Here is a 24,538-nt window from a genome sequence, read left to right as displayed (position 1 = left end):
TTCAAAAATGGTAGGTTCGAGATTAAAATTAGCACATTTGTAAACAGAAAGTAAATATAAAATTACAAAGATTCAGAAAAAAATATTTACAAACAATTATTATGTGGTGTACTATGTGGTTATTCACAATATGAACCACTGATTCTAATAATGAAAAGGAGGTCTTGCTAAGATGGGCTCATTTATTTTAAAAAGATTAGTTAACCTCATCCCGACACTGCTAGTAGTAGGAATTATCGTCTTTATTATTACGCGAATGATTCCTGGTGACCCGGCTTCAGTCATGCTTGGACCACAAGCGAGTGTAGAAGATGTAGAGAATTTAAGAGAAGAGCTAGGATTAAATAAATCCATGCCTTCGCAATTTATTTCATATGTAGGAGATCTAGCACAGTTAAATTTAGGATATTCCTATTCTTATAGTGAGTCTGTCATCGGACTTATTCTCGAAAGGTTCCCTAATACAGTGATATTGGCATTGGCAGCGCTGTTAATAGCAGTCGTGATTGGCATCCCAGCAGGAATATTTGCAGCGAGAAAGCAAAATACCATCATTGATTATGTTGTTATGCTTGTGTCATTAGTTGGTGTATCCATGCCAATTTTCTGGTTGGGCATCATGCTTGTTTTATTCTTTAGTGTTAACCTTGGTTGGTTCCCAGCGACTGGGATGGGGAATATCAGCGATGGCCTATGGACCTATTTGAAGCATTTAATTTTGCCAGCATTTGCTTTAGCAACGATTCCAATGGCGACATTTGCACGGATTACCCGTTCAAGTATGTTAGAGGTTATTTCGCAAGATTATATTAAAACAGCTCGTTCTAAAGGTATTAAAGAATATTTAGTAATTGGTAAACATGCATTTAAGAATGCACTAACACCGATTTTAACCGTGTTAGGAATGCAAATTTCTAATTTACTGGGCGGAGCGGTTTTAACAGAAACAATTTTTAGTTGGCCTGGTATGGGTCGATTAATTGTAGATGCCATTGATAAACGTGACTTTGTAGTCGTCCAAGGTACTGTTATTTTCATTGCGTTTATCTTTGTGCTTGTTAACTTAGTAGTCGATGTACTTTATAAAGTGGTGAATCCTAAGGTCAATTTAGAATCAGATGGGGGGAAAAAATAACAATGACTCAAGCAATCGTCCAAGAAACGAAAAAAAGAAATACCTTATTGCGCAAGTTGCTAAAAAATAAATTAGCGACAATTGGGTTAATCATTGTCACTTTAATGGGTATTGTTGCTATTTTTGCCCCATTGATTGCTACCCATCCACCGAATGAGATGATTGTCGGTAAATCGTTTTTACCGATGAATACAGAAGGACATTTGTTAGGAACAGATAACTATGGTCGTGATTTGTTTAGTCGCTTAGTTTACGGTACAAGAATCTCAATGATTGTTGGGATTGCGGCAGTGCTATTTGGTGCTGTGTTTGGCACACTGCTAGGCTTAGTGGCAGGGTATTTTGGTGGACGCATTGATTCCATTATCATGCGCACAATGGATGGTCTTTTCGCATTCCCGTTTATATTATTAGCTATTACATTAATGACGGTATTAGGGCAAGGACTTGTCAATGTCATTGTTGCGATTGGTATTGCTAATATTCCAGGTTTCGCACGTCTTGTTCGAGGACAGGTGTTAAGTGTAAAAGAGGAAGAATTCGTTGAAGTAACGCATTCTTTAGGTGCTACACATACGAGGATCATTTTTAGCCATATATTACCGAACTGTTTGGCACCTTTAATTGTCTATGGAACGATGAGCACAGCTGGCGCTATCATTTCAGAAGCTGCCCTTAGCTTTTTAGGATTAGGCGTTCAACCACCGACAGCTTCATGGGGCAGTATATTAAAAGATGGCAAAGACTTTTTAGTATTAAATCCCCAAATGGCGACATTTTCAGGCATTTGTATTTTATTAACAGTTCTTGGAATTAACCTATTAGGGGATGGATTGCGCGATGCATTAGATCCGAAAATGAAAGTTTAATGGAAGGGGGTGGAGTCATGACTGAACGTTTACTAGATGTAGAAAACTTAACAGTAGAATTTAAAAGTGGCGGCTCTACAATGAAAGCTGTTAATGGAGTAAATTTACAATTAAATAAGAAGGAAACACTAGGTATTGTGGGAGAGTCAGGATCAGGAAAAAGTGTTACAGCCACTGCTCTCATGCGTTTAATTCCATCTCCGCCAGGAAAAATAACGAATGGAAAAATTCTATTTAATGGCCGCGATTTAATAGGAATTTCTGAAAAGGAAATGCGCAATGTACGAGGCAATGACATCTCAATGATTTTCCAAGATCCTATTACAAGTTTGAATCCTGTATTAACAGTAGGCAATCAAATTATTGAAGTGATTCAAGCACATGAAACAATATCGAAGAAAGATGCTGCTATCAAAGCCGTTGATATGTTAAAAATGGTTGGGATTCCTGAGCCAGAGAAACGATTAAAAATGTATCCTCACGAATTTTCAGGTGGAATGCGTCAGCGTGTCATGATTGCTATTGCCCTAGCTTGTAACCCGAAACTACTCATTGCTGATGAGCCTACAACTGCACTAGATGTAACTGTACAAGCTCAAATTCTTGATTTAATGAAAAAATTACAACAAGAACACGATACAGCCATTATTATGATTACGCACGATTTAGGTGTGGTTTGGGAGCTATGTGACAAAGTAAATGTTATGTATGCAGGTCGTACAGTAGAGTCTACTACAACAAGACAGCTCTATGAAAAACCTTTACATCCCTATACGTGGGGATTATTAGAGTCTCAAATTACAATGGGGACACAAGAGCAACAAAGGCTGCCAGCTATTCCAGGTAGTCCGCCAGATTTAACAATGCCACATAGTGGCTGTCACTTCTCAGCACGATGTCCTTTAGCAACAGATATTTGTCGTAGTACGGTGCCTGACTTAGTGGAAGTACAGGACAACCATTTTGTAGCCTGCCATTTACAAGCAAAAGATCAAATTGTCCCTAGGAAGGAGGGAATTTTTAATGCAACAGTACAATGAACTTGTCTTAAAGGTAAGTAATTTAAAAAAGCATTTTCCCATTAAAAGTTCAATTCCTTTTAAAAAACCAACACAATTTGTGAAGGCGGTAGATGGTGTAAGTTTTGAGTTATATAAAGGCGAGACACTGGGGATTGTGGGAGAGTCGGGGTGTGGTAAATCGACAGTCGCCCGTTTAATCAACCAGCTAATTTCACCAACAGAGGGAATAGTTGAATTTAAGGGAACGGATTTAGCAGGCTTAAATTCAAAAGATATCCGCTCTGCTCGAAAATCCATCCAAATGGTTTTCCAAAATCCTTATGCATCACTCGATCCTCGTAAAACGATTGAATATCTTATTGCTGAGCCATTAGTGATTCATGGGATTGGTGATGAGGCATCCCGTAAAAAGCGAGTAGTTGAATTACTTGAAACGGTCGGATTAAGTGCCTACCATGCAAAGCGCCATCCACATGAATTTTCTGGTGGACAGAGACAACGCATTAATATTGCTCGGGCTCTTGCACTGAATCCAGATATTGTGGTGTGTGATGAACCTGTTTCTGCATTAGATGTCTCTGTACAGGCTCAGGTTATCAATCTATTAAAAGATTTACAGAAAGAATTCGGTTTAACCTATATTTTTATTTCACATGATTTGAATGTGGTGAACTACATGTGTGATCGTATTGCTGTCATGTATTTAGGGAAAATAGTGGAAATTGGTTCATACAAGGAAATTTATGAGAAACCTCAGCATCCTTATACACAAGCCTTGTTATCGGCCATACCTAAGGAAAATCCTTTTGATAAAAAGGACCGTATTATTTTATCTGGCGATGTTCCAAGCCCTGTTAATCCTCCGAGTGGCTGTGCATTCCATAAGCGTTGTCGTTTTGCTACAGAAAAATGTGCAGAGGTCCAACCGACACTTGATACAGTATCAGCTACACATCAAGTATCGTGTCATTTATTTAAGTCGATACAGCAAGAAGTATCATCCATTTAACGAAAGATAAAATTTATTGAAGCAGAAAAAGGAGCGGACTGATTATGTCATTGAAGCATGTTATTGAATTATACGAGGTAATGGATAGTATTTATGTAAACGGAGACACGATTAAAGAGTATTTACACAATATTGATTCCACAGCAGATGTCAAGGTAAAAACTATTCAAGGCGAAAGCGGCTCAACTGATTTTGTTCGCGTCCTCGTGAAAGGAAAGAACGGTAAATCCTCTGGCGGGAATGCACCTACATTAGGAATTATAGGACGATTAGGTGGTATTGGAGCACGCCCTGAAATGACAGGCTTTGTATCAGATGGAGACGGTGCACTAGCATGTCTGGCAGGAGCAGCCAAAGCTATTGATATGGCCTTAAAGGGTGATCAACTAGAGGGTGACGTTATTTTCTCCACACATATTTGTCCAACAGCTCCAACCTTACCACATGAGCCAGTGCCATTTATGAACTCTCCAGTGGATATTAGTGTCATGAACGAAAATGAAGTAGAAGATACAATGGATGCTATTCTATCCATTGATACAACAAAAGGCAATCTAGTATGTAACCATAAAGGATTTGCTATAACTCCAACTGTCAAAGAAGGTTACATATTAAAAATTAGTGATGATTTATTGCACGTTTATACACAATCTGCTGGCATTTCTCCAGTTGTTCTGCCGATCACGATGCAAGACATTACACCATATGGGAATGGTTTATTCCATATCAATAGTATTTTACAACCAGCAGTTGCAACATCTAGCCCTGTTGTAGGTGTAGCGATTACAACTGAATCTGTTGTGGCAGGCTGTGCAACAGGTGCAACCCATGTCACAGATGTAGAAAATGTTGTGCGATTTGTGTTAGAGGTAGCAAAAACTTATGGTGCTAATAAATGCTCTTTCTTTGATGAAACACAATTTACACATATGAAAGGCTTATATGGTAGCATGAGTCATTTACAAACGAAAGGAAAAGAGGTACACACACATGAATGATTTACAAGCACTTAAAGCTCAATTAGTAGATGCAGTTGAAAATCATCAAGATGAATTGATAGCGTTTTGTTCAAAGCTCATTCAAATTCCAAGTGTCAATCCTCCGGGGGATACGACTGAAATAACAGCTTTTATCGAAAATTATTTAAATGAAGTAGGCATTACTTATCAAAAATATGAAGCTGCAGATAAAATGTTTAATTTAGTAGCTTCTATTGGAAATGGGGAAGGAAAAGAACTCGTTTATTGTGGCCATACCGATGTTGTTCCTGTCGGTGATCTATCAAAATGGGATTTTGATCCGTTTTCAGGAGAAGTGAAGGATGGCTGGATGCTTGGCCGTGGGGCGAGTGATATGAAAGCCGGTTTAGCAGGTATTATTTTTGCAACAAAGCTATTAAAGAAACTGAACATTGAACTACCAGGGAAATTAACTTTGGCGATCGTACCAGATGAAGAAACTGGCGGTGAATTCGGTGTTCCTTGGCTGTTAGAGCGAGGCTATGTGCAGGGAGATGGTTGTTTAATCGCTGAGCCCTCTTCACCTTTAAACCCAACCATTGGACAAAAGGGCTCTTACTGGTTTGAATTAGAGGTGCGTGGGGAACCTGGTCATGGAAGTCTATCACCATTGGCTGGACGAAATGCCATTGTCGATGCAATTCGAGCTATAGAAGAGATTCGTACACTATGGGATGTAGAAATCACAATTCCTGAAGAGGTACAGCCACTTATTGAGGTATCAAAAAAATACATGCGTGAAGTGGAGAAAGATCGCTTGAAATATCAAGAAGTTTTAGAGAAAATTACTGTAAATATTGGTACAATTGAGGGAGGTACGAAGTCAAACGTAATCCCAGATTACTGTAAGGTCCAGGTCGATTGTCGTTTACCATTTGGTATTACACAAGAAGAAGTAACTGAAATCTTGACAACTAAACTAGATGGCTTGGCTATGGATTATTCAATCCAACGTTTTGGCTTCAAAAGCGTAGCCAATTATACGCCTGCTGAAAATCCTGTTTGCCAATCGATAGTGGAAAATATATCGTATGTTACAGGGCAAGAGGCATATGGTGTCATGCAATGGGCAAGCAGTGACGCTCGTCATTTCAGACAATATGATATTCCTGTATTGCAATACGGCCCAGCTTATTTACCAAGTATTCATGGTTATAATGAAAAAGTGCGTGTTGAGGATATCGTACGCTGTGCAAAAGTTTATATAACTGCTGCTGTTGATTTCCTATATCAAAAGTAAGAGATTAGCTACTCTCTTACTTTTGATAAAGTGATATCAGGTGCTGACGGCTGCTAAATCTGTCAATTATTTCCCCCTTAAGAGAGAGATTTGCAGCCGTTTGTACAGATAAATAGTTCAGAAGGATGAGAGATATGCTAAAGACATTAAATTTATCAATTGCGGTTTTAAAAATGTTTACAAAGGAAAAGCCCACATGGGGTGGTCGAGAGTTAGCACTGGCGATGAACATGAATCATACAAATTTATATCGCATTCTTGAAACCTTCGAAAATAATGGGTTTATTACAAAAGATCCTATAACAAAAAAATATTCTCTGGGAATTGCACTATGGGAAATAGGTATGAATATGTATGATTCATTAAACATAGATCAGCTATGTATGCCAGTTCTTGAAAAATTAAAGGATGTCACTGGTGAAACAGCCATTTTTACCGTACTGAATGGACTGGAAGCGTTAACATTATTGAAAGCAGAGCCTGTAAATAAGGTGAAGTTTACAGTTTCAAGAGGAAGTAGATCGCCACTGTATGTAGGAGCATCTTATCGTTCGATGCTTGCTTTTTTAAATGAAGAACAAATTGCAAAGGTTATAGATGAACCATTAACAGCTTATACAAATAATACAATGACAGATGCCACAGAAATAAGGGCAGAGCTAGAAAAAATTAGAACATGTGGCTATGCACTTAGTAACAGTGAGTATTCGGTCGATGTATTGGCGCTAGCTATGCCTATATTTAATAGTGAGGAACAGGTCGTAGCGTCTATTACCGTTTCTGGACCAATTTATCGTTTTACAGAGCAACGTGTTCCTGAGTTTTTGGGACCTTTAACGGAAGCTAGAAATGAAATAGAAGGAATTATTCGTAGATATCATTTGAATTTTAATTAAGGAGTCCTATTATGCATCATTTACATGACATTGCACTAAATGTTTTAAAAGGCAATTTAAATGTTCAATCTTCAGAGTCACTATTAATTTTGACGGATAGCCACAAACAAGACATCGCGAAAAATTTTTATGAAGCTGGACTGTCAATTACTGCAAATACAATGTTCATGGTGATGCCCCTGTTAGAGAAATCAGGGCAGGAGCCAATCCATGCAGTTTCTGAGCTTATGGCAAATGCCGATGTTACACTGTGTATTACCTCCCACTCCCTAACACATACATTGGCTCGTAAACATGCCTGTGAAAAGGGTGGACGTGTAGCAACAATGCCAGGGGTAACATTGGAGATGCTGGAGCAAGGTGCCCTTCATGCAGATGCACAGGAGATCGAAGCTACAGTAGAAAAATATGCCCTTTTACTTGATACGGCAAAAGATATTCGTATTATCAAGGATGGCCATGAGCTGACGTTCAGTGTAGAAGGTCGTTTCGGCATTCGTTCCACAGGGGTGATTCGTCAACCTGGTGAGTATGGGAATATTCCTTCAGGAGAGTCCTATATTGCACCAATAGAAACATCAGCGAATGGAGAGATTTTAGTAGATGGCTCAATTGCTAATATTGGTGTCTTAAAAGAGCCATTATTATTAAAAATAAAGAATGGTCGCTTAGAAGAAGCAATCGGTCCTGATGGTCCACGACTACTGGCATTACTTGGTGAAGGCAATGGTAGAGTTATTGCTGAGTTTGGCATCGGAGCCAATAAAAGTGCTATCCTATGTGGCAATGTATTAGAGGATGAGAAGGTGTATGGGACCATCCATATCGCTTTTGGCAGTAATGCGCCATTTGGTGGAGCCAATGCGTCAGATGTTCATATTGATTGTGTTGTGAAAAGTCCTATCGTCTATTTTGACGGTCAGCAAGTAATTTAAAGAAAAGCGTGTCTTCCTATGAAGCACGCTTTTTTCATGCTTTATAAGACTGTAGCTTAGGGTTGCTTGTCATTGTAGGTTTACAATATAGTTAATATAGATAGGAATGATGATTAAATTCTGTCCATAAAATAGAAGTAATGATGAAGAAAGTTACTTTTGTTTTGCAACAAGAAAGAACGTGAGGGTGAAGAGATGTTAACATTTACAGATTTACATGGCCTACAAGTAGATTTGAGTTTTACAAGAGGCGAATTTAAAGTAGAACCTAAACACGTCCTTGTCCTTTTAAAGTATGAAAATAAATGGTTATGTACTGTCCATAAACGACGTGGTGTAGAAGTGCCAGGGGGGAAATTAGAAGAAGGCGAAACATTAGAGGAGGCGGCGATTCGAGAAGTTTTTGAAGAGACGGGTGTTCATGTGAAAAATCTTCAATGGTTTGCAGAGTATGCAGTGTATGATGAAATCGTTTTTTGTAAAACCGTTTTCACTGCACAATTTTTAGCGCAAGAGGATATAGAATTTGATTTAGAAACGTCAGGCATGCTTTGGTTAACCGATGAAGAATTTGTTCAGCATCCTTACTTGAGTTTTCACATGAAGGATGAGGGGATGAAGAAAATGCTGGAGGAGCTGAAACATCGTGACACACAATGGTGATATTATCGAAAAACGCCCCTATCCTTCACCAAATCCAGCTATAAGTTTAACGGAAATAACCTATCTTTCACAGGGCTTACGTATAAAAGGACTATTAGCAGAGCCAAAGGCAGAAGGTACATATGATGGCTTTTTATATTTAAGAGGCGGCATGCAAAGCATTGGGATGGTCAGACCCTCTCGTATTGCACAATTTGCGGCGCAGGGCTTTATCGTATTTGCCCCATATTATCGTGGGAATCGTGGGGGAGAGGGTCGTGACGAGTTTGCAGGGGCAGACCGTTACGATGCGGTCTATGCCGTAGATGTACTCAAACAATTCTGCAATGACAATATCCATGTTTTTGGTTTTTCACGAGGTGGTATTATGGCTCTGTGGACAGCCATTTTAAGAAGGGATATTACTTCTGTTGTAACATGGGCAGGTGTTTCTGATGCAACGGCCACTTATTGGGAACGTACAGATATGCGCAGGATGATGAAGCGCGTTATTGGAGGAACACCTAATCGTGTACCAGAAGCGTATGATGCAAGAACACCTCTTTTTGAGATAGAGCGAATAACAGCTCCCGTTCTTATCATTCATGGCTATCGTGATGAAAATGTGGATATTGAACATGCCAGACAATTGGCATTTTTTTTAGAAGAAGCAAATAAATCATTCGAAACTTGGTATGATCTTCACTATGCACATCAATATCCACCAGCAAAAAATCGTGAAACTGTCCGTGCTCTTTGCAAGTGGATGAAACAACAATAAAGCGTAGAGAAAACAAAAAGACAAAGGGAACGAATAATTTGTTCCCTTTGTCTTTTATATAGACGCTACTTTAATGGGCCACCAAGTGTAGTGATGGCTTCAGAAACGTTTGAGAATTTCTTGAAGTTTTCGTTGAATAAGCCTGCAAGCTCAGCAGCTTTTGCATCGTATGCAGCTTTATCTGCCCAAGCTTCACGAGGATTTAACACTTCTGAAGGTACTCCTTCAACTGCTGTTGGAATGTGTAAACCAAACACAGCATCTTGTGTTGTTTCAACATCTGCTAATTTACCATCGATTGCTGCACGGACCATTGTACGTGTGTATGAAAGTTTCATACGGCTACCTGTGCCATATTCGCCACCAGTCCAACCAGTGTTTACTAAGTATACCTGTGCACCGTGCTCGTCAATTTTTTGACCTAACATTTCTGCGTATACTGTTGCAGGAAGCGGAAGGAATGGAGAACCGAAGCAAGTAGAGAATACTGGTTCTGGCTCAGTCACACCACGTTCAGTTCCAGCAAGTTTAGAAGTGAACCCGCTTAGGAAGTGATACATTGCTTGTTCTTTTGTTAATTTACTGATTGGAGGTAACACGCCAAATGCATCAGCTGTTAGGAAGATGATTGTTTTTGGATGACCTGCAACAGAAGGATCAACGATATTTTCGATATATTGGATTGGATAAGCTACACGTGTATTTTCTGTTAGTGAACCATCGTCATAGTCACAAATACGAGTTTCTGGATCAACAGCTACGTTTTCTAATACAGAGCCGAAGCGGATTGCATTGTAGATTTCTGGTTCTTTTTCAGCAGAAAGGTTGATTGTTTTTGCATAGCAACCACCCTCAATGTTGAACACACCATTATCAGACCAACCGTGTTCATCGTCACCGATTAGCTTACGATCAGGATCAGCTGATAACGTCGTTTTACCAGTACCAGATAGACCGAAGAATAACGCCACATCGCCAGCTTCACCAACGTTTGCTGAGCAGTGCATTGAAAGAATACCTTGTTGTGGTAATAAGTAGTTCATGATACCAAAGATAGATTTTTTCATTTCACCAGCATATTCTGTACCACCAATTAAAATAATTTTCTTTTCAAGTGATACGATGATGAATGTTTCAGAAGCAGTGCCATCAACCGCAGGATCTGCTTTAAAGTTAGGAGCTGAGATGACAGTGAAGTCAGCAACATGAGAAGCTAATTCATCTGCTGTTGGACGGATAAATAATTGATGAGCAAAAAGATTGTGCCATGCGTATTCATTAATAACTTGAATGCTTAATTGTGAATCTTTGTCAGCACCTGCAAAGCCTTTGAATACGAATAACTCGTCACGTTCTTTTAAATATTTTATTACTTTTACATATAGGTTATCGAACACTTCAGAAGAAATTGGTTGGTTTACTTTACCCCAGTCAATTTGATCTTTTGTGCTTTCTTCTTCTACCGTATATTTATCTTTAGGTGAACGACCAGTGTATTTGCCAGTTTCTGCACGAACTGCGCCATCTACTGTTAACATTGCTTCACCACGAGATGTAGCTTTTTCTGCTAATTGTGGTACTGAAAGTTGAACATTAATGTTACCGCCGTTTAATAATTCCTTCAGTTCGTTTGCAATTTCTACTGAATTCATCGATTAAATACCATCCTTTTTTATAGTATTCCCTTGATTTAGAGGGATTTTTTCTTAATTTCAAAAATAGTATAACACAATTGCTTAAATAATCTATACTAATTAAGAAATTATTTTAGAGTTTTTACCACTTTTCAATAAACTGACAAAAAATAATGTTTTTCGAGGAGAATACCATCAATCCTACTGTAATTAGGCATGAAGATTGAGCCACACATATGTTACCACAAGTAGCTAGGTATGTTGTAGGGATTAATTTGCTTCTATTTACATCATCATCCAAGTATGAAAAGTTTTTGTGTAATAAGTTCTTTCCTTTCTATACAGTAATACATAAGAAAATATTTGACAACGTTCGACCTTTTCAGTAACATGAGATTGAACGGATACTCTTATCCCGAGCTGGTGGAGGGTCAGGCCCTGTGAAACCCGGCAACCTGCATGAACTATTTCACGACATGCGTTGGTGCCAACCTGATGCAAGGGAACATCCCTTGAACGATAAGAGTGAAAGGTTACGCAGTCATTATTCCTTTCCTCATGTAAAGTAACGTGAGAAAAGGATTTTTTTATTGTTAAAAATCAATGTAAAGGTAAGTATATGTAGTTCTTTCCTTATTATAATGACGGATCTTTCGAAATCCTCGTGTTAAAAGCAGCAGTAACGGCTTGAGAGTTCAATCCTTAGGAGCGGACTTGACATGGGTAATGAGTACCGTATTCATACACAACTACTTATTGTAAGAGTATTTAGGAGGAAAACCAAATGACAAACCGTCGACTGTTTACATCAGAGAGTGTAACAGAAGGACATCCAGATAAGATTTGTGACCAAATCTCGGATGCCATTTTAGATGCTATTTTAGCAGAAGATCCAAATGCACGTGTAGCGTGTGAAACAACTGTAACAACAGGATTAGTATTAGTAGCAGGAGAAATTACAACTTCTACTTATGTAGATATTAAAGGTATTGTTCGTGACACTGTAGCTGAAATTGGCTATACACGAGGTAAATATGGCTTTGATGCTGAGAACTTAGCGGTGCTTGTGGCAATTGGTGAACAATCACCTGATATTGCTCAAGGTGTTGATCAGGCATTAGAGGCACGTGAAGGCTCTATGACAGATGCAGATATTGAAGCAATTGGTGCTGGTGACCAAGGCTTAATGTTTGGCTATGCATGTAATGAAACACCAGAGCTAATGCCATTACCAATTAGCTTGGCACACAAATTAGCACGCCGTTTAACAGAAGTACGTAAATCAGGTGAACTTGCCTATTTACGTCCTGATGGTAAAACGCAAGTAACGATAGAATATGATGACAATAATGTACCGGTTCGCGTGGATACAATTGTTATTTCAACACAGCATGATGAAGAAGCAACACTTGAACAAATTCAAGCAGATTTAAAAGAATTTGTTATTGCACCAGTTGTACCAAGTGAATTATTAGATGCTAATACGAAATACTTTATCAATCCAACTGGCCGTTTTGTAATTGGTGGACCAAAAGGTGATGCTGGATTAACAGGACGTAAAATCATTGTTGATACATACGGTGGTTATGCACGTCACGGTGGTGGTGCCTTCTCAGGTAAGGATGCAACCAAGGTAGACCGTTCAGCGGCATATGCAGCACGTTATGTAGCGAAAAATATCGTAGCAGCTGGCTTAGCAGAGCGTGCTGAAGTGCAACTCGCTTATGCGATTGGCGTTGCCCAGCCTGTTTCCATTGCTGTCGATACATTTGGCACAGGTAGAGTGAAAGAAAGCGAGATCGTTGAATGGGTACGCGAGCTATTCGATTTACGCCCAGCAGGTATCATTAAAATGCTTGATCTTCGTCGTCCCATTTATAAACAAACTGCTGCATATGGACATTTTGGTCGTACAGATTTAAATGTACCATGGGAGCAAATTGATAAAGCAGACGCGTTACGAGAAAAAGCATGTTTATAAACTATTGAACTAAAGTAATGAAGTCATTAGAAAATTATTCTAATGTATTAATAAGCAAAGGAGCAATACTGCTCCTTTTGTTTTTTTATAAAAAATACCTCGCTAGGATTCGTGAACATATTCGGTACACGAAAACGCGAGGGATTTTTTCGTTGGTATTAATTTTTTTGTGTAGATTATTTATTTTTGAAGTGATTTATAATATCGACCTTTTTCTGCGTATTCTCGTACGATGCGTTCCATATCCTCTTTATCCTCAGCATTTAATTCTCGGACAACTTTTGCTGGACGACCTAAAGCTAGACTATTTGGAGGAATGACTTTACCAGGAGGTACTAGGCTTCCTGCTCCAATAAATGCACCTTCTCCAATCTCAGCTCCGTCTAAAATAATGGATCCCATACCAATTAAGGCATTTTTGCGAATTGTACAACTATGTAAAGTGACTTGGTGTCCAACTGTTACCTCATCTTCAATAATGAGCGGATATTTTGGGCTTTGGTGTAAACAGCAAAGATCTTGAATACTGACACGTTTACCGATAATCGTTGGGGAAACATCACCACGAATAACCGTATTAAACCAAATGGTTGTTTCGGCGCCAATTGTTACGTCGCCCGTAACAGTTGCATAATCAGCAATGAAAACAGACGGATCGATCTTTGGCGTTTTATCTTTAAATGGATAAATCATGAAAATCGCCTCTTTTCTTTCTATAATGTAGTATTATCGTATCAAATACGCAACATTATGGAAATATAAAATTAAAATGTGCTATTTATTTCGATATAATCAAAGTGTAATTATTTTTTAGGAGGACTATGTAAATGTGGAAATGGGAAGCTGATGGACAAGCAAAAGCTGTGATTGCTATTCTTCATGGTGCTTATGAAAATCACCGTTGGTATGCATGGCTGATAGAGAAATTAAGATTAGAAGGCTTCCACATAGTCATGGGGGATTTACCGAATCATGGGGGTAATGCAAGGTTTGCTCGAGTCCATGATGAAGACTTCAAATTGTACAATAAGTATACAAGAAACCTGATTGAGAATGCTTTTTCATATAATTTACCAACCTTTGTAATAGGACATGGACTAGGTGCAACATTAATCCTCCATACAATGCAAAAGAGACAATATGAATGTGCGGGCATTATTTTAACATCACCTTGGTTGCAACTAAAGCTATTACCAGGTAAATTAACAAATGCTTTAACAAGTCTAAGTGCGTTAACAGCGAATGTTAAATTGACACATGACATTACATTAGAGAAATTAACGCGTAGTGTTGAAGGCAGAGAAGAAATGAAAGATGAGGTACCGCTCATGTCTGTTGTTTCTGTGAAATGGTATCGAGAGCTTCAGCAGATGATGAAAAATTTAGTGATGCTGCCTAAAGGTGAAATGCCAAATATGCCTATGCTCATTATGACAGCTGAGAAGGATAAAATTACGGACACTCGCCAAACTCGAAATTGGCTTCATCAACAGGAATTCACGGAATTTCAGTTTAAAGAATGGGCAAATTGTTATCATAATTTATTCCATGAGGGAGAGCGCGAAGAAATTTTTATGTATATACGAGATTTTATTAATAATGCTCTTCGAAGAATTGGTTATATAATTAAATAGGTTTATACCCTTCCATTTACTAGGTTACTTACTTAAATATTGTTACTCAAAAATAATATTGTAATTTTCTGAAAAGTGTAATACTATAATGATCTAAAGTAAGGTATTTTAAATTGGAGGGGTAAAATGGATGTAATTGTGGAGAAGTTGAATGGTATTTTATGGGGACCATGGTTTATTTATGGTATCTTATTGATTGGGTTATTTTTCTCAATTATCACAAGGTTCCTACAGGTAAGGCACATTAAAGATATGTTTGTTTTAATGTTTAAAGGGGAGAAATCGGAAAAGGGAATATCTTCTTTCCAAGCAATGTCTATCGCATTATCAGGACGTGTAGGTACAGGTAATATTGCTGGTACTGCGACAGCAATTGGAATGGGAGGACCCGGTGCTGTCTTTTGGATGTGGGCAATCGCTTTCATTGGTGCGGCTACCGCGTATGTAGAGTCAACATTAGCTCAAATCTATAAAGAAGAGAAAGATACAGAATATCGTGGTGGACCGGCCTTTTACATAGAAAAAGGAATGGGTCAAAAATGGTTTGCAGTTATTTTTGCTGTAGCTGCTTTAATTGCAATGTTAATTTTGATGCCTGGTGTGCAGTCAAATGCCATCGCAGGTGCTGTTGAAAACGCTTTCGGTTTGGATACATGGATCACAGGACTTATAATTGTTGTGTTACTAGGTGCTATTATCATTGGTGGTATTAAATCGATTGCAAACGCTGCTCAAATAATTGTACCATTTATGGCATTAGCTTATATCATTATGGCCATTATCATTATCTTTATGAATATTTCACAAGTACCAACAGTTATCGGATTAATTTTTTCTAGTGCCTTTGGGGCTCAAGAAATTTTTGGCGGCGTTATTGGTTCAGCGATTGCTTGGGGTGTTAAACGTGGAATTTACTCCAATGAAGCTGGTCAAGGAACTGGAGCTCACCCTGCGGCAGCTGCGGAAGTATCGCATCCTGCTAAGCAAGGAATTGTTCAAGCAGCGTCTGTGTATATTGATACATTATTAATTTGTTCTGCTACGGCCTTTATGATTTTATTTACAGGTATGTATAATGTGCAAGATGAAAAGGCAGCTGAAGGCGCAGATCCATTTATTCATGTTGGAGAATTCAATAGTGGTGGATTAGCAGGCGATGAGCAAATGACTTTTGCGAAAAGTATTGAAGCAGGAGCTGCGTATACACAATATGCAGTTGACTCATCATTACCTGGCTTTGGAGCTCCGTTTGTAGCCATAGCGTTATTCTTCTTTGCCTTTACAACAATTATGGCTTACTACTATATTGCAGAAACAAATGTTGCTTACTTATTTAGAGGTAGCACAGAAAAGGTATTCATCTGGATTGCCAAAATTGCCATTTTAGTTGCGGCCTTCTATGGTACAATCCGTACGTCTGGTCTAGCATGGGCAATGGGTGATGTAGGCCTTGGTCTGATGGTTTGGATTAATGTTATAGCTATTTTAATTATTATGAAACCAGCTATTGTTGCATTAAAAGATTACGAGAAACAGAAAAAAGAAGGAAAAGACCCAGTCTTTGATCCTCGTAAATTAGGAATTAAAGGTGCAGATTTCTGGGTTGACTATAATGAAAAACGTAATAACAAGTAGATAAAGCAAGGCGATCAGCTAGTTTCTATCAAACTAGCTGATCGCCTTTTAGCTTGTCCTCAACAATAGTATTAAATAGGATATTCTTTCATTTTTTCTAACGCAATGACGAATGGTGGATCATTTTGTTGATTAAGAAATGCGTATTTTAAGACATGGATATATTTTTGTGGAAGTTGACTTACATAATCAATGACCTTATCACGTTCTTCTTTTCCACCTGGATGACCATGATAAATAACAAGAACAATCAAACCGCCCACTTTCAAGAGCTTTAATATATCTTCAAGAGCTTGAATTGTTGTATTAGGCCTTGTAATAATATCATGGTTGCTACCAGGTAAATAGCCGAGATTAAAGATTGCCGCAGCTACTGGCTTGTGTACAAACTGTTTGACTTCTTCATGCCCTTTATTTAAAACGAGTGCTCGATGTTCTAAACCATGATCTAAAAGTCGAAGGAGTGTCGTGTCAACCGCCTCTTTTTGGACATCAAAGGCATAAACTTGCCCTTCATCCCCAACAAGCTGTGCCAGAAACAATGTGTCATGACCGTTTCCAGCAGTTGCATCAACAACTGTATCTCCCTCTTCTATATTATCTTTTAATAACTGCTGGGCATATTGTAAAACGCGTTGTAGTTTCATTTCGTAACCTCTGTCTTATACAACTTCCCTTGCCAACTACCACGACGTTCAAGCTCAGCGTCAATGCCATTCAGTACTTCCCATTTATTGACACTCCACATTGGTCCAATCATTAAATCAATCGGTCCATCACCTGTAATACGATGAATGACCATCTCTGGTGGTAAAATTTCCAATTGGTCTGCTACTAGTTTTGTATAGACATCTTGATCTAAAAATTCTAGCATACCTTTTTCATATTGCTTCACCATAGGCGTTCCTTTTAATAGATGAAGTAAGTGGATTTTAATGCCTTGGACATCTAATTGAGCAACTGCTCGTGCCGTTTCCATCATCATGTCATAGTCTTCGAGAGGCAACCCATTAATGATATGTGAGCAAACACGAATGCCATGCTTACGCAATTTTTCAACGCCTTCCACATACGTTGCATAATCATGGGCGCGATTAATAAGATTAGCCGTTTTCTCATGCACCGTTTGTAGACCGAGCTCAATCCATAAATACGTCCGTTCATTTAACTCTGCTAAATATTCGACAACATCATCGGGTAAACAATCAGGGCGAGTAGCAATAGAAAGACCTACTACACCTTCTTGCGCTAAAGCTGCTTCAAATTTTTCTTTTAAAACTGGCAAAGGGGCATGTGTATTTGTGTAGGCTTGGAAATAAGCCATGTATTGGCCATCCTTCCATTTCTGATGCATTTTGTCTCGGATTTCAGCAAATTGAACATCAATTGGATCTACCTTATTGCCAGCAAAATCACCAGAACCTGCAGCACTGCAAAATGTACAGCCACCGAAAGCGACTGTGCCGTCGCGGTTAGGGCAATCAAATCCTGCATCTAAGGCCACTTTAAATACTTTATGACCAAATTGGTCACGTAAATAGCGATTCCATGTATAGTATCTTTTCCCCTCTGAAGGAAAAGGAAAATTCGTCTCTGTCATTTATTTCACTCCTCTAACGCTCTATTCTATCATGTGCATTTCGTTCCGTCATGGGGTAAGGGTATTATCAAGATTTGGATAAAGAAAAATGGAAAGGAACATAACTAAATATGATGGAAAATAGGATAGAAGTCTTGTAAAAAAGGTAAAATTATTTTCCTTGTACTTTTAAGTATTTCAGCATACACTAGCTATTTAGAGAAGCGAAATAATGGAGGTCATTCTATGCCAAAACGTGTTTGGTTTTTAATTATAGGAATGCTTGTGAACACAACAGGCAACTCTTTTTTATGGCCTTTGAATGCCATTTATATGCATGATTATTTAGGCAAATCTTTAGCTATGGCTGGTTTTGTCTTAATGTTGAATTCCGCTGCTGGAGTAATAGGCAATCTATTAGGTGGTTACTTATTTGATAGAATTGGTGGCTATAAAGCTATTATGCTTGGTATTCTGTTAACGATTGCTTCATTAATTGGCTTAACAATTTGGCATGGTTGGCCACATTATGTGTGGTTTTTAACGATACTAGGCTTTAGTGGGGGCATTGTTTTTCCGGGTATGTTTGCCTTAGCTGGAGCTGCCTGGCCCGAAGGTGGACGTAAGGCTTTTAATACTATCTATTTAGCACAAAATGTCGGTGTTGCCGTAGGTCCTGCCCTTGCAGGTATAGTGGCAGATTATCAATTTGACTATGTGTTTAAAGTAAATTTAGGTATGTATATTTTATTCTTTTTCATTGCCTTATTTACATTTAAGCGTTTGGAGGCGGGCAGTATTGCACCTAAAAATGTCTTGAGTGAAAGTAAACGAATCGTAAACAAGGCCCCTTTCTATGCTTTGTTAATAATTAGTGCATCCTCTGTTTTATGCTGGCTAGCATATTCTCAATGGAGTGCAACCATTTCATCTTATACACAAGATTTAGGATTGGGATTAAAGCAATACAGCCTACTTTGGACAATCAACGGTCTTCTAATTGTCATTGGGCAACCACTCATTGCACCGCTCGTAAAGCGGTGGGAACACAATTTAAAGCGTCAGTTAGTATTTGGTGTAACGCTGATCGCACTTTCCTTTGGTATTATTGCCTTTGCAAATGATTTTAAAATGTTTGGAGCAGCGATGCTTGTCTTAACATTTGGCGAAATGTTTTATACGCCAGCATTACCAACGATTGCTAATCAACTGGCACCAAAAGGTCGTCAAGGATTCTATCAAGGGATTATCAATAGTGCTGCTACTGGAGGACGGATGATTGGTCCACTATTTGGTGGAATTATGGTAGATCAATTTGGCATGATTCCTCTCGTTTTAACATTGGTGGTCATCGTACTATTGGCGATTATTCCATGTTTAACATACGATTATCCTTTAAAGAAGAACAAAATAGTAGCAGATTAATAATGACGCACTGAAAAGAGCAAAAACGAGTGTTAAGCACTTGTTTTTGTTCTTTTTTTTATAGTAGATATTGAAAAAATGTTGTGACAGGATTACAATCATACATATTCAAATATTTGAATATGTAGTTATATGGAGGGGTTTTTTATGGAAGAGGGCTTACAACAGTTTAAAGCAGATTTTTTCAAAGCATTAGCACATCCGTTACGCATTAGAATACTTGAACTCCTTGTAGATGGACAGAAAAGTGTCAATGAGATTCAAGATTGCTTAGAGAAAGAGGGTTCTGCTGTTTCTCAGCAATTAAGTGTATTGCGTGCTAAAAATATTGTTTATGGCGTCAAGGAAGGCAAAAAAGTTTATTATTCTTTAAGTGACCCAATGATTGGTGCATTACTTGGGGTGGCAAAGGATATTTTTAATAACCATTTGGTTCATACCATTTCGAGATTAGAGGAAATGACAAGTAATGAAGGTGACGAAGAGAATAAGTAAATCAATGATGATGACAAATTGGGCTTTGCTTATTATTTCGAAGGGAAGATTTATCTATGAAGTCACTGTTTACAGGACGCTTTGAAGGATATTCAGTTCAACATGTAAAGAAGGATTTATTGTCAGGGATTATTGTGGGAATCGTTGCTATTCCGCTTGCCATGTCCTTTGCCATAGCATCGGGTGTGAAACCAGAATATGGGATTTATACGGCTTGCATTGCAGGTATTCTTATTTCTCTCTTTGGCGGTTCTAAATATCAAATAGGAGGGCCTACGGGGGCGTTTGTGCCAATTCTATTGGGGATTGTACTTACCTATGGTTATGAAGATTTATTACTTGCGGGTTTAATGGCAGGGGTATTGCTTTGTGTCATGGGCTTTTTTAAGTTAGGGACTTTAATTAAGTTTATTCCACGTCCTGTAACAGTTGGTTTTACAGCAGGGATAGCTGTGATTATTTTTACAGGTCAAATCGCTAACTTTCTAGGCCTAACAAATGTTAAAAGACATGAATATTTTATCGCCAACATACAGGAAATCATTAAGCAGCTTGGTACGACAAATACGTATAGTATTCTTACTGCCGCCGTATGCTTGGCGACAATAATGATAACACCAAAGTTTTTTCCAAAGGTTCCTGGAGCATTAGCGGGTATCATTGTCTCTACACTGATGGCAACTTTCTTCTTTTCAGGACAAGTTGCTACTATTGCAACCGCTTATGGTCAGATTCCTAATACATTACCTCATTTCGCCTTACCGAACATCACGCTCGAACGATTACAACAACTTATTGGTCCCGCGTTTGTCATTGCAATGCTAGGTGGTATTGAGTCTCTATTATCGGCAGTTGTGGCGGATGGAATGACAAATAGTAAGCATAACAGTAATCGTGAGTTAATTGGTCAGGGGATTGCTAATATTGTGACGCCTTTATTCGGTGGTATTCCAGCAACAGGCGCCATTGCACGCACAGCGACCAATATCAAAACAGGCGCAGTATCTCCCATGTCGGGTATCATTCATGGTGTGTTTGTTTTAATCACATTATTGTTATTAGCTCCATATGCATCTCATATTCCGTTAGCAAGCATGGCTCCGGTACTGATGGTCGTAGCCTGGAATATGAGTGAACGACATCATTTTTCACATATCGCAAAATTAAAATCAGGCGACACACTAGTATTATTGATTACCTTTTTATTAACGGTATTCACTAGTCTTACATTAGCAGTTGAGGTAGGGCTTGTGCTGGCTGTGCTATTATTTGCGAAACGCATGAGTGAAAAGCTTGTTGTTACAAAAGTACTTCCAGATCATTCAAATAAAAGTGAAAAGGTACAGCCACATGTAGTGCATCAGCAGCATGATTGCCCGCAAATTAGTATGTACACAATTGAAGGGCCGTTGTTTTTTGGTGCTGCACAAATGTTTGAACAAACGATTGAAAGTACTTTGCATCAGCAACCAAGAGTTTTGATATTACGGATGGGGAAAGTGCCCTTTATGGATTCTACTGGAGAAGCATATTTTAGCAATATCATTGAAAATTATACAGCACAGGGCGGTACTATTTTGGTAACGGGTGTGCAAGGAGATTTAAAGGATGCTCTGCAGCACAATGGACTTTACGATAAAATAGGCGCGCAGCATTTTTTTCAGCATACTGGAGAAGCGATTACAAAAGCTTTCCATTATTTAAACGTCAATCAATGTATTGGTTGTCAGCACTTTGCTTTTCATGAATGTCAGGATTTATCAAAGTCTAAGGAAGAAAAGGATTTAATTGTTCAGTAATGGGTAAGCTGTAAACAAAGGCTTGTGCTTTTCAATACTTTCCATTAGAATAAATGCAATATCATGTAAAGACTGTGATGAGGAATAGTAGATTTGTGGTTCTTTTTAGAGAGCTAGCGGTTGGTGGGAGCTAGTAAGAATGCAAGTTGAACTCGCCTTCTGAGTCTGCCCGCGTGAAACAACGTGTGTCGTTTCTTCCGCGTTAAGGAAGCTTGAGCCGAGTGTAATCACTAATTTGGGTGGTACCGCGGGAGTACAAATTCTCTCGTCCCTTCTATAAGAAAGGGGCGAGTTTTTTTATTTTTTAAATATTTTGTCAATTATGATGGAGAGCAGCACGATCAATCGAAGGAGGAAAAAAAATGAGTTTTAATCATGAACAAATTGAAAAAAAGTGGCAGCAATATTGGGCTGATAACAAAACATTTAAAACTGAAAATGAAACAGCGAAGCCTAAATTTTATGCATTAGATATGTTCCCTTATCCATCTGGCGCAGGACTTCATGTAGGCCATCCAGAGGGGTATACGGCAACTGATATTCTATCACGCTTTAAACGTATGCAAGGCTATAATGTACTTCATCCAATGGGCTGGGATGCTTTTGGTTTACCGGCTGAGCAATATGCACTTGATACAGGGAATGATCCAGCTGAATTTACAGCTAAAAATATTGCGACATTTAAACGACAAATTCAAGAGCTAGGCTTCAGCTATGATTGGGATCGCGAAATTAACACAACTGATCCAGAGTATTATAAATGGACACAATGGATTTTTATCCAGCTTTATAAGAAAGGTTTAGCTTATGTGGATGAAGTAGCTGTTAACTGGTGTCCAGCACTTGGTACGGTATTAGCTAACGAAGAAGTAATTGATGGGAAATCAGAGCGTGGTGGTCATCCAGTAGAACGCCGACCAATGAAGCAGTGGATGCTTAAAATTACAGCCTATGCTGACCGTTTAATCGATGACTTAGAAGAAGTTGATTGGCCTGAATCTATTAAAGATATGCAACGCAATTGGATTGGCCGTTCAGAAGGGGCAGAAGTGACATTTGCCATTGACGGTTCAGATCAAAACTTCACAGTTTTCACAACACGTCCTGATACATTGTTTGGTGCTACATACTGTGTGCTTGCACCAGAGCATAAATTAGTGGAACAAATTACAACAGCTGACCAACGCCAAGCTGTTGAGGCTTATTTAGAGAAAGTTAAAATGAAATCTGACCTAGAGCGTACAGATTTAGCGAAAGAAAAAACAGGCGTATTTACAGGTGCTTATGCAGTGAATCCGATTAACGGTAAAAAAGTGCCAATTTGGATTGCTGACTATGTGTTAGTGTCTTATGGTACAGGTGCTATTATGGCGGTGCCAGCACATGATGAGCGTGACTATGAATTTGCAACTGAATTTGGCTTAGACATCGTTCCTGTCCTTGAAGGTGGAGACATTAGCAAAGAAGCATTTACAGGTGATGGTCAACATATTAACTCTGAATTCCTGAATGGCTTAAATAAAGCAGATGGCATTGCGAAAGCCATTGAATGGTTAGCGGAAAAAGGTGTAGGGGAGAAGAAAATTTCTTATCGTCTACGTGACTGGTTATTCTCCCGTCAGCGTTATTGGGGTGAACCAATTCCAATGATTCATTGGGAAGATGGCACGATAACGCCAGTTCCAGAATCAGAATTACCATTAATGCTACCAAAAACAGATAATATCCGTCCATCAGGTACTGGTGAATCACCATTAGCAAATATTGATGAATGGGTAAATGTTGTCGACCCAGAGACAGGTAAAAAAGGGCGTCGTGAAACAAATACAATGCCGCAGTGGGCAGGTTCGAGCTGGTACTTCCTACGCTATATCGACCCTACAAATACAGAGGCGATTGCAGACCCAGAGTTACTAAAACGTTGGTTACCAGTGGATATTTATATTGGTGGTGCGGAGCATGCTGTATTGCATTTACTATACGCTCGCTTCTGGCATAAAGTTCTCTATGATTTAGGCGTTGTTCATACAAAAGAGCCATTCCAAAAATTATTTAACCAGGGAATGATTCTAGGTGAAGGTAACGAGAAAATGTCTAAATCTAAGGGTAATGTTGTCAACCCAGATGAAATCATTACGTCACATGGTGCCGATACATTACGTTTATATGAAATGTTCATGGGCCCACTTGAGGCTTCTGTTGCATGGTCGACAAATGGTTTAGATGGAGCACGCCGCTTCTTAGACCGTATCTGGCGTCTATTTGTCAATGAAGAAGATGGCGCAATTTCAGCAAAAATCCAAGTGTCTAACGATCAATCACTTGAAAAATCATACCACCAAACAGTGAAAAAAGTGACAGAGGATTATGAAGGCATTCGCTTTAACACAGCTATTTCACAAATGATGGTCTTTATTAATGATTGCTATAAAGCTGATGTGATTCCAACGACTTATGCTGAAGGCTTTGTGAAAATGCTAGCTCCAATCGCTCCGCATATTGCAGAAGAACTATGGCAGTTATTAGGACACGATTCAACACTTTCATATGAGCAATGGCCAACATATGATGAAGCAAAGCTTGTGGATGATGAAGTAGAAATTGCAGTACAAGTTGCTGGTAAAGTACGTGCTAAGATCGTCGTAGCAAAAGATGCTTCAAAAGAGGATATTGAAAAAGTAGCACTTGCCGATGAAAAGGTTCAAGAATACATGGTAGGAAAGAGCTTAGTGAAAATCATCGTTATTCCAGGCAAACTTGTCAATATTGTCGTAAAATAAAGAGATATAAAGTAAAAATGTACATTAC

General features: G+C 38.7%; 21 protein-coding genes, 1 riboswitch and 1 other annotated feature. Of the genes, 17 read left to right on the top strand and 4 right to left on the bottom strand.

Annotated features, from left to right (window positions below; all coding sequences use genetic code 11):
• Positions 1-172: 172 nt before the first annotated feature.
• From HCH28_RS11715 to HCH28_RS11670, 10 genes are all read left to right on the top strand, one after another.
• Complete coding sequence (locus HCH28_RS11715) at positions 173-1,135, top strand: ABC transporter permease (protein WP_004225947.1); 963 nt, start codon at positions 173-175, stop codon at positions 1,133-1,135.
• A 2-nt stretch (positions 1,136-1,137) separates the two neighbouring features.
• Positions 1,138-2,004: an ABC transporter permease gene (locus HCH28_RS11710; protein WP_004225950.1), complete on the top strand. Its 867-nt coding sequence runs from the start codon at positions 1,138-1,140 to the stop codon at positions 2,002-2,004.
• A 17-nt stretch (positions 2,005-2,021) separates the two neighbouring features.
• Positions 2,022-3,044 carry an ABC transporter ATP-binding protein gene (locus HCH28_RS11705; protein WP_221681067.1) on the top strand — a complete coding sequence of 341 codons (1,023 nt, stop codon included), beginning with the start codon at positions 2,022-2,024 and terminating at the stop codon, positions 3,042-3,044.
• Positions 3,028-4,035, top strand: a complete 1,008-nt coding sequence (locus HCH28_RS11700) for an ABC transporter ATP-binding protein (protein WP_221681066.1) — start codon at positions 3,028-3,030, stop codon at positions 4,033-4,035. The genes HCH28_RS11705 and HCH28_RS11700 overlap by 17 nt, the downstream gene beginning before the upstream one ends.
• A gap of 44 nt (positions 4,036-4,079) precedes the next feature.
• A complete protein-coding gene (locus HCH28_RS11695; RefSeq protein ID WP_221681065.1) occupies positions 4,080-5,033 on the top strand; it encodes a DUF1177 domain-containing protein in 954 nt (317 codons plus the stop codon).
• Positions 5,026-6,294, top strand: coding sequence for a M20 family metallopeptidase (locus HCH28_RS11690; RefSeq protein ID WP_221681064.1), 1,269 nt, complete (start codon positions 5,026-5,028; stop codon positions 6,292-6,294). The genes HCH28_RS11695 and HCH28_RS11690 overlap by 8 nt, the downstream gene beginning before the upstream one ends.
• 134 nt (positions 6,295-6,428) lie before the next feature.
• A complete protein-coding gene (locus tag HCH28_RS11685) occupies positions 6,429-7,190 on the top strand; it encodes an IclR family transcriptional regulator (protein ID WP_221681063.1) in 762 nt (253 codons plus the stop codon).
• Positions 7,191-7,201: 11 nt separating this feature from the next.
• Entirely contained in the window at positions 7,202-8,125 is a 924-nt protein-coding gene (locus tag HCH28_RS11680) for an aminopeptidase (RefSeq protein WP_221681062.1), read from the top strand.
• Positions 8,126-8,320: 195 nt separating this feature from the next.
• Complete coding sequence (locus HCH28_RS11675) at positions 8,321-8,788, top strand: NUDIX domain-containing protein (protein WP_221681061.1); 468 nt, start codon at positions 8,321-8,323, stop codon at positions 8,786-8,788.
• Positions 8,772-9,548, top strand: coding sequence for an alpha/beta hydrolase family protein (locus HCH28_RS11670; protein WP_221681060.1), 777 nt, complete (start codon positions 8,772-8,774; stop codon positions 9,546-9,548). The genes HCH28_RS11675 and HCH28_RS11670 overlap by 17 nt, the downstream gene beginning before the upstream one ends.
• Positions 9,549-9,613: 65 nt before the next feature.
• Here HCH28_RS11670 and pckA read toward each other — a convergent pair whose 3' ends face one another.
• A complete protein-coding gene (gene pckA / locus HCH28_RS11665; protein WP_066038097.1) occupies positions 9,614-11,200 on the bottom strand; it encodes a phosphoenolpyruvate carboxykinase (ATP) in 1,587 nt (528 codons plus the stop codon).
• A 389-nt stretch (positions 11,201-11,589) separates the two neighbouring features.
• Positions 11,590-11,708, top strand: a riboswitch (SAM riboswitch).
• 258 nt (positions 11,709-11,966) lie between these two features.
• Between pckA and metK the strand changes: the two genes are divergently transcribed.
• Positions 11,967-13,163 (top strand): methionine adenosyltransferase, encoded by a 1,197-nt coding sequence (gene metK / locus HCH28_RS11660; RefSeq protein ID WP_221681059.1) that lies wholly within the window; start codon positions 11,967-11,969, stop codon positions 13,161-13,163.
• 180 nt (positions 13,164-13,343) lie between these two features.
• Here the strand turns inward: metK and HCH28_RS11655 are convergent, their stop codons facing one another.
• Complete coding sequence (locus HCH28_RS11655; RefSeq protein WP_221681058.1) at positions 13,344-13,856, bottom strand: gamma carbonic anhydrase; 513 nt, start codon at positions 13,854-13,856, stop codon at positions 13,344-13,346.
• A gap of 134 nt (positions 13,857-13,990) precedes the next feature.
• On the opposite strand from HCH28_RS11655, the gene HCH28_RS11650 reads away from it, so the two are divergent.
• Both HCH28_RS11650 and HCH28_RS11645 read left to right on the top strand, forming a co-directional pair.
• On the top strand, positions 13,991-14,797 hold the full coding sequence (locus HCH28_RS11650) for an alpha/beta hydrolase (RefSeq protein WP_221681057.1): 807 nt from the start codon (positions 13,991-13,993) through the stop codon (positions 14,795-14,797).
• 126 nt (positions 14,798-14,923) lie between these two features.
• On the top strand, positions 14,924-16,432 hold the full coding sequence (locus tag HCH28_RS11645) for an alanine/glycine:cation symporter family protein (RefSeq protein ID WP_221681056.1): 1,509 nt from the start codon (positions 14,924-14,926) through the stop codon (positions 16,430-16,432).
• A 71-nt stretch (positions 16,433-16,503) separates the two neighbouring features.
• On the opposite strand, the gene mnmM is transcribed toward HCH28_RS11645, so the two are convergent.
• Together mnmM and mnmL are read right to left on the bottom strand one after the other, a co-directional pair.
• Entirely contained in the window at positions 16,504-17,079 is a 576-nt protein-coding gene (mnmM, locus tag HCH28_RS11640) for a tRNA 5-(aminomethyl)-2-thiouridylate-methyltransferase MnmM (protein WP_221681055.1), read from the bottom strand.
• Positions 17,076-18,032: a tRNA modification radical SAM protein MnmL/YtqA gene (mnmL, locus tag HCH28_RS11635; protein WP_221681054.1), complete on the bottom strand. Its 957-nt coding sequence runs from the start codon at positions 18,030-18,032 to the stop codon at positions 17,076-17,078. Before mnmL ends, mnmM begins: the two co-directional genes overlap by 4 nt.
• Positions 18,033-18,257: 225 nt before the next feature.
• On the opposite strand from mnmL, the gene HCH28_RS11630 reads away from it, so the two are divergent.
• The 4 genes from HCH28_RS11630 to leuS all read left to right on the top strand — a co-directional run bounded on the left by HCH28_RS11630 (position 18,258) and on the right by leuS (position 24,510).
• Positions 18,258-19,436, top strand: a complete 1,179-nt coding sequence (locus HCH28_RS11630; protein ID WP_221681053.1) for an MDR family MFS transporter — start codon at positions 18,258-18,260, stop codon at positions 19,434-19,436.
• A gap of 147 nt (positions 19,437-19,583) precedes the next feature.
• Positions 19,584-19,931 (top strand): ArsR/SmtB family transcription factor, encoded by a 348-nt coding sequence (locus tag HCH28_RS11625; protein WP_221681052.1) that lies wholly within the window; start codon positions 19,584-19,586, stop codon positions 19,929-19,931.
• Between the two features lie 56 nt (positions 19,932-19,987).
• Positions 19,988-21,730, top strand: a complete 1,743-nt coding sequence (locus HCH28_RS11620; RefSeq protein ID WP_221681051.1) for a SulP family inorganic anion transporter — start codon at positions 19,988-19,990, stop codon at positions 21,728-21,730.
• Between the two features lie 65 nt (positions 21,731-21,795).
• Positions 21,796-22,006 (top strand) — a binding site (T-box leader).
• A gap of 86 nt (positions 22,007-22,092) precedes the next feature.
• Entirely contained in the window at positions 22,093-24,510 is a 2,418-nt protein-coding gene (leuS, locus tag HCH28_RS11615; protein WP_221681050.1) for a leucine--tRNA ligase, read from the top strand.
• Positions 24,511-24,538 lie beyond the last annotated feature (28 nt).

This window comes from Lysinibacillus sp. K60, from assembly GCF_019731275.1.
Taxonomy (GTDB): domain Bacteria; phylum Bacillota; class Bacilli; order Bacillales_A; family Planococcaceae; genus Lysinibacillus; species Lysinibacillus capsici.
Note: the sequence above shows the minus strand (reverse complement) of the source record. Positions and strands in the feature narration are given on the sequence as shown.

Bases quoted from the DNA above. Each gene is read 5' to 3' on its own strand.
- mnmM (WP_221681055.1), bottom strand. From the start codon at position 17,079: ATGAAACTACAACGCGTTTTACAATATGCCCAGCAGTTATTAAAAGAT.
- HCH28_RS11630 (WP_221681053.1), top strand. From the start codon at position 18,258: ATGCCAAAACGTGTTTGGTTTTTAATTATAGGAATGCTTGTGAACACA.
- HCH28_RS11690 (WP_221681064.1), top strand. From the start codon at position 5,026: ATGAATGATTTACAAGCACTTAAAGCTCAATTAGTAGATGCAGTTGAA.
- HCH28_RS11700 (WP_221681066.1), top strand. From the start codon at position 3,028: ATGCAACAGTACAATGAACTTGTCTTAAAGGTAAGTAATTTAAAAAAG.
- HCH28_RS11705 (WP_221681067.1), top strand. From the start codon at position 2,022: ATGACTGAACGTTTACTAGATGTAGAAAACTTAACAGTAGAATTTAAA.
- leuS (WP_221681050.1), top strand. From the start codon at position 22,093: ATGAGTTTTAATCATGAACAAATTGAAAAAAAGTGGCAGCAATATTGG.
- HCH28_RS11645 (WP_221681056.1), top strand. From the start codon at position 14,924: ATGGATGTAATTGTGGAGAAGTTGAATGGTATTTTATGGGGACCATGG.
- pckA (WP_066038097.1), bottom strand. From the start codon at position 11,200: ATGAATTCAGTAGAAATTGCAAACGAACTGAAGGAATTATTAAACGGC.
- HCH28_RS11695 (WP_221681065.1), top strand. From the start codon at position 4,080: ATGTCATTGAAGCATGTTATTGAATTATACGAGGTAATGGATAGTATT.
- mnmL (WP_221681054.1), bottom strand. From the start codon at position 18,032: ATGACAGAGACGAATTTTCCTTTTCCTTCAGAGGGGAAAAGATACTAT.
- metK (WP_221681059.1), top strand. From the start codon at position 11,967: ATGACAAACCGTCGACTGTTTACATCAGAGAGTGTAACAGAAGGACAT.
- HCH28_RS11620 (WP_221681051.1), top strand. From the start codon at position 19,988: ATGAAGTCACTGTTTACAGGACGCTTTGAAGGATATTCAGTTCAACAT.
- HCH28_RS11675 (WP_221681061.1), top strand. From the start codon at position 8,321: ATGTTAACATTTACAGATTTACATGGCCTACAAGTAGATTTGAGTTTT.
- HCH28_RS11655 (WP_221681058.1), bottom strand. From the start codon at position 13,856: ATGATTTATCCATTTAAAGATAAAACGCCAAAGATCGATCCGTCTGTT.
- HCH28_RS11710 (WP_004225950.1), top strand. From the start codon at position 1,138: ATGACTCAAGCAATCGTCCAAGAAACGAAAAAAAGAAATACCTTATTG.
- HCH28_RS11625 (WP_221681052.1), top strand. From the start codon at position 19,584: ATGGAAGAGGGCTTACAACAGTTTAAAGCAGATTTTTTCAAAGCATTA.
- HCH28_RS11650 (WP_221681057.1), top strand. From the start codon at position 13,991: ATGTGGAAATGGGAAGCTGATGGACAAGCAAAAGCTGTGATTGCTATT.
- HCH28_RS11715 (WP_004225947.1), top strand. From the start codon at position 173: ATGGGCTCATTTATTTTAAAAAGATTAGTTAACCTCATCCCGACACTG.
- HCH28_RS11685 (WP_221681063.1), top strand. From the start codon at position 6,429: ATGCTAAAGACATTAAATTTATCAATTGCGGTTTTAAAAATGTTTACA.
- HCH28_RS11680 (WP_221681062.1), top strand. From the start codon at position 7,202: ATGCATCATTTACATGACATTGCACTAAATGTTTTAAAAGGCAATTTA.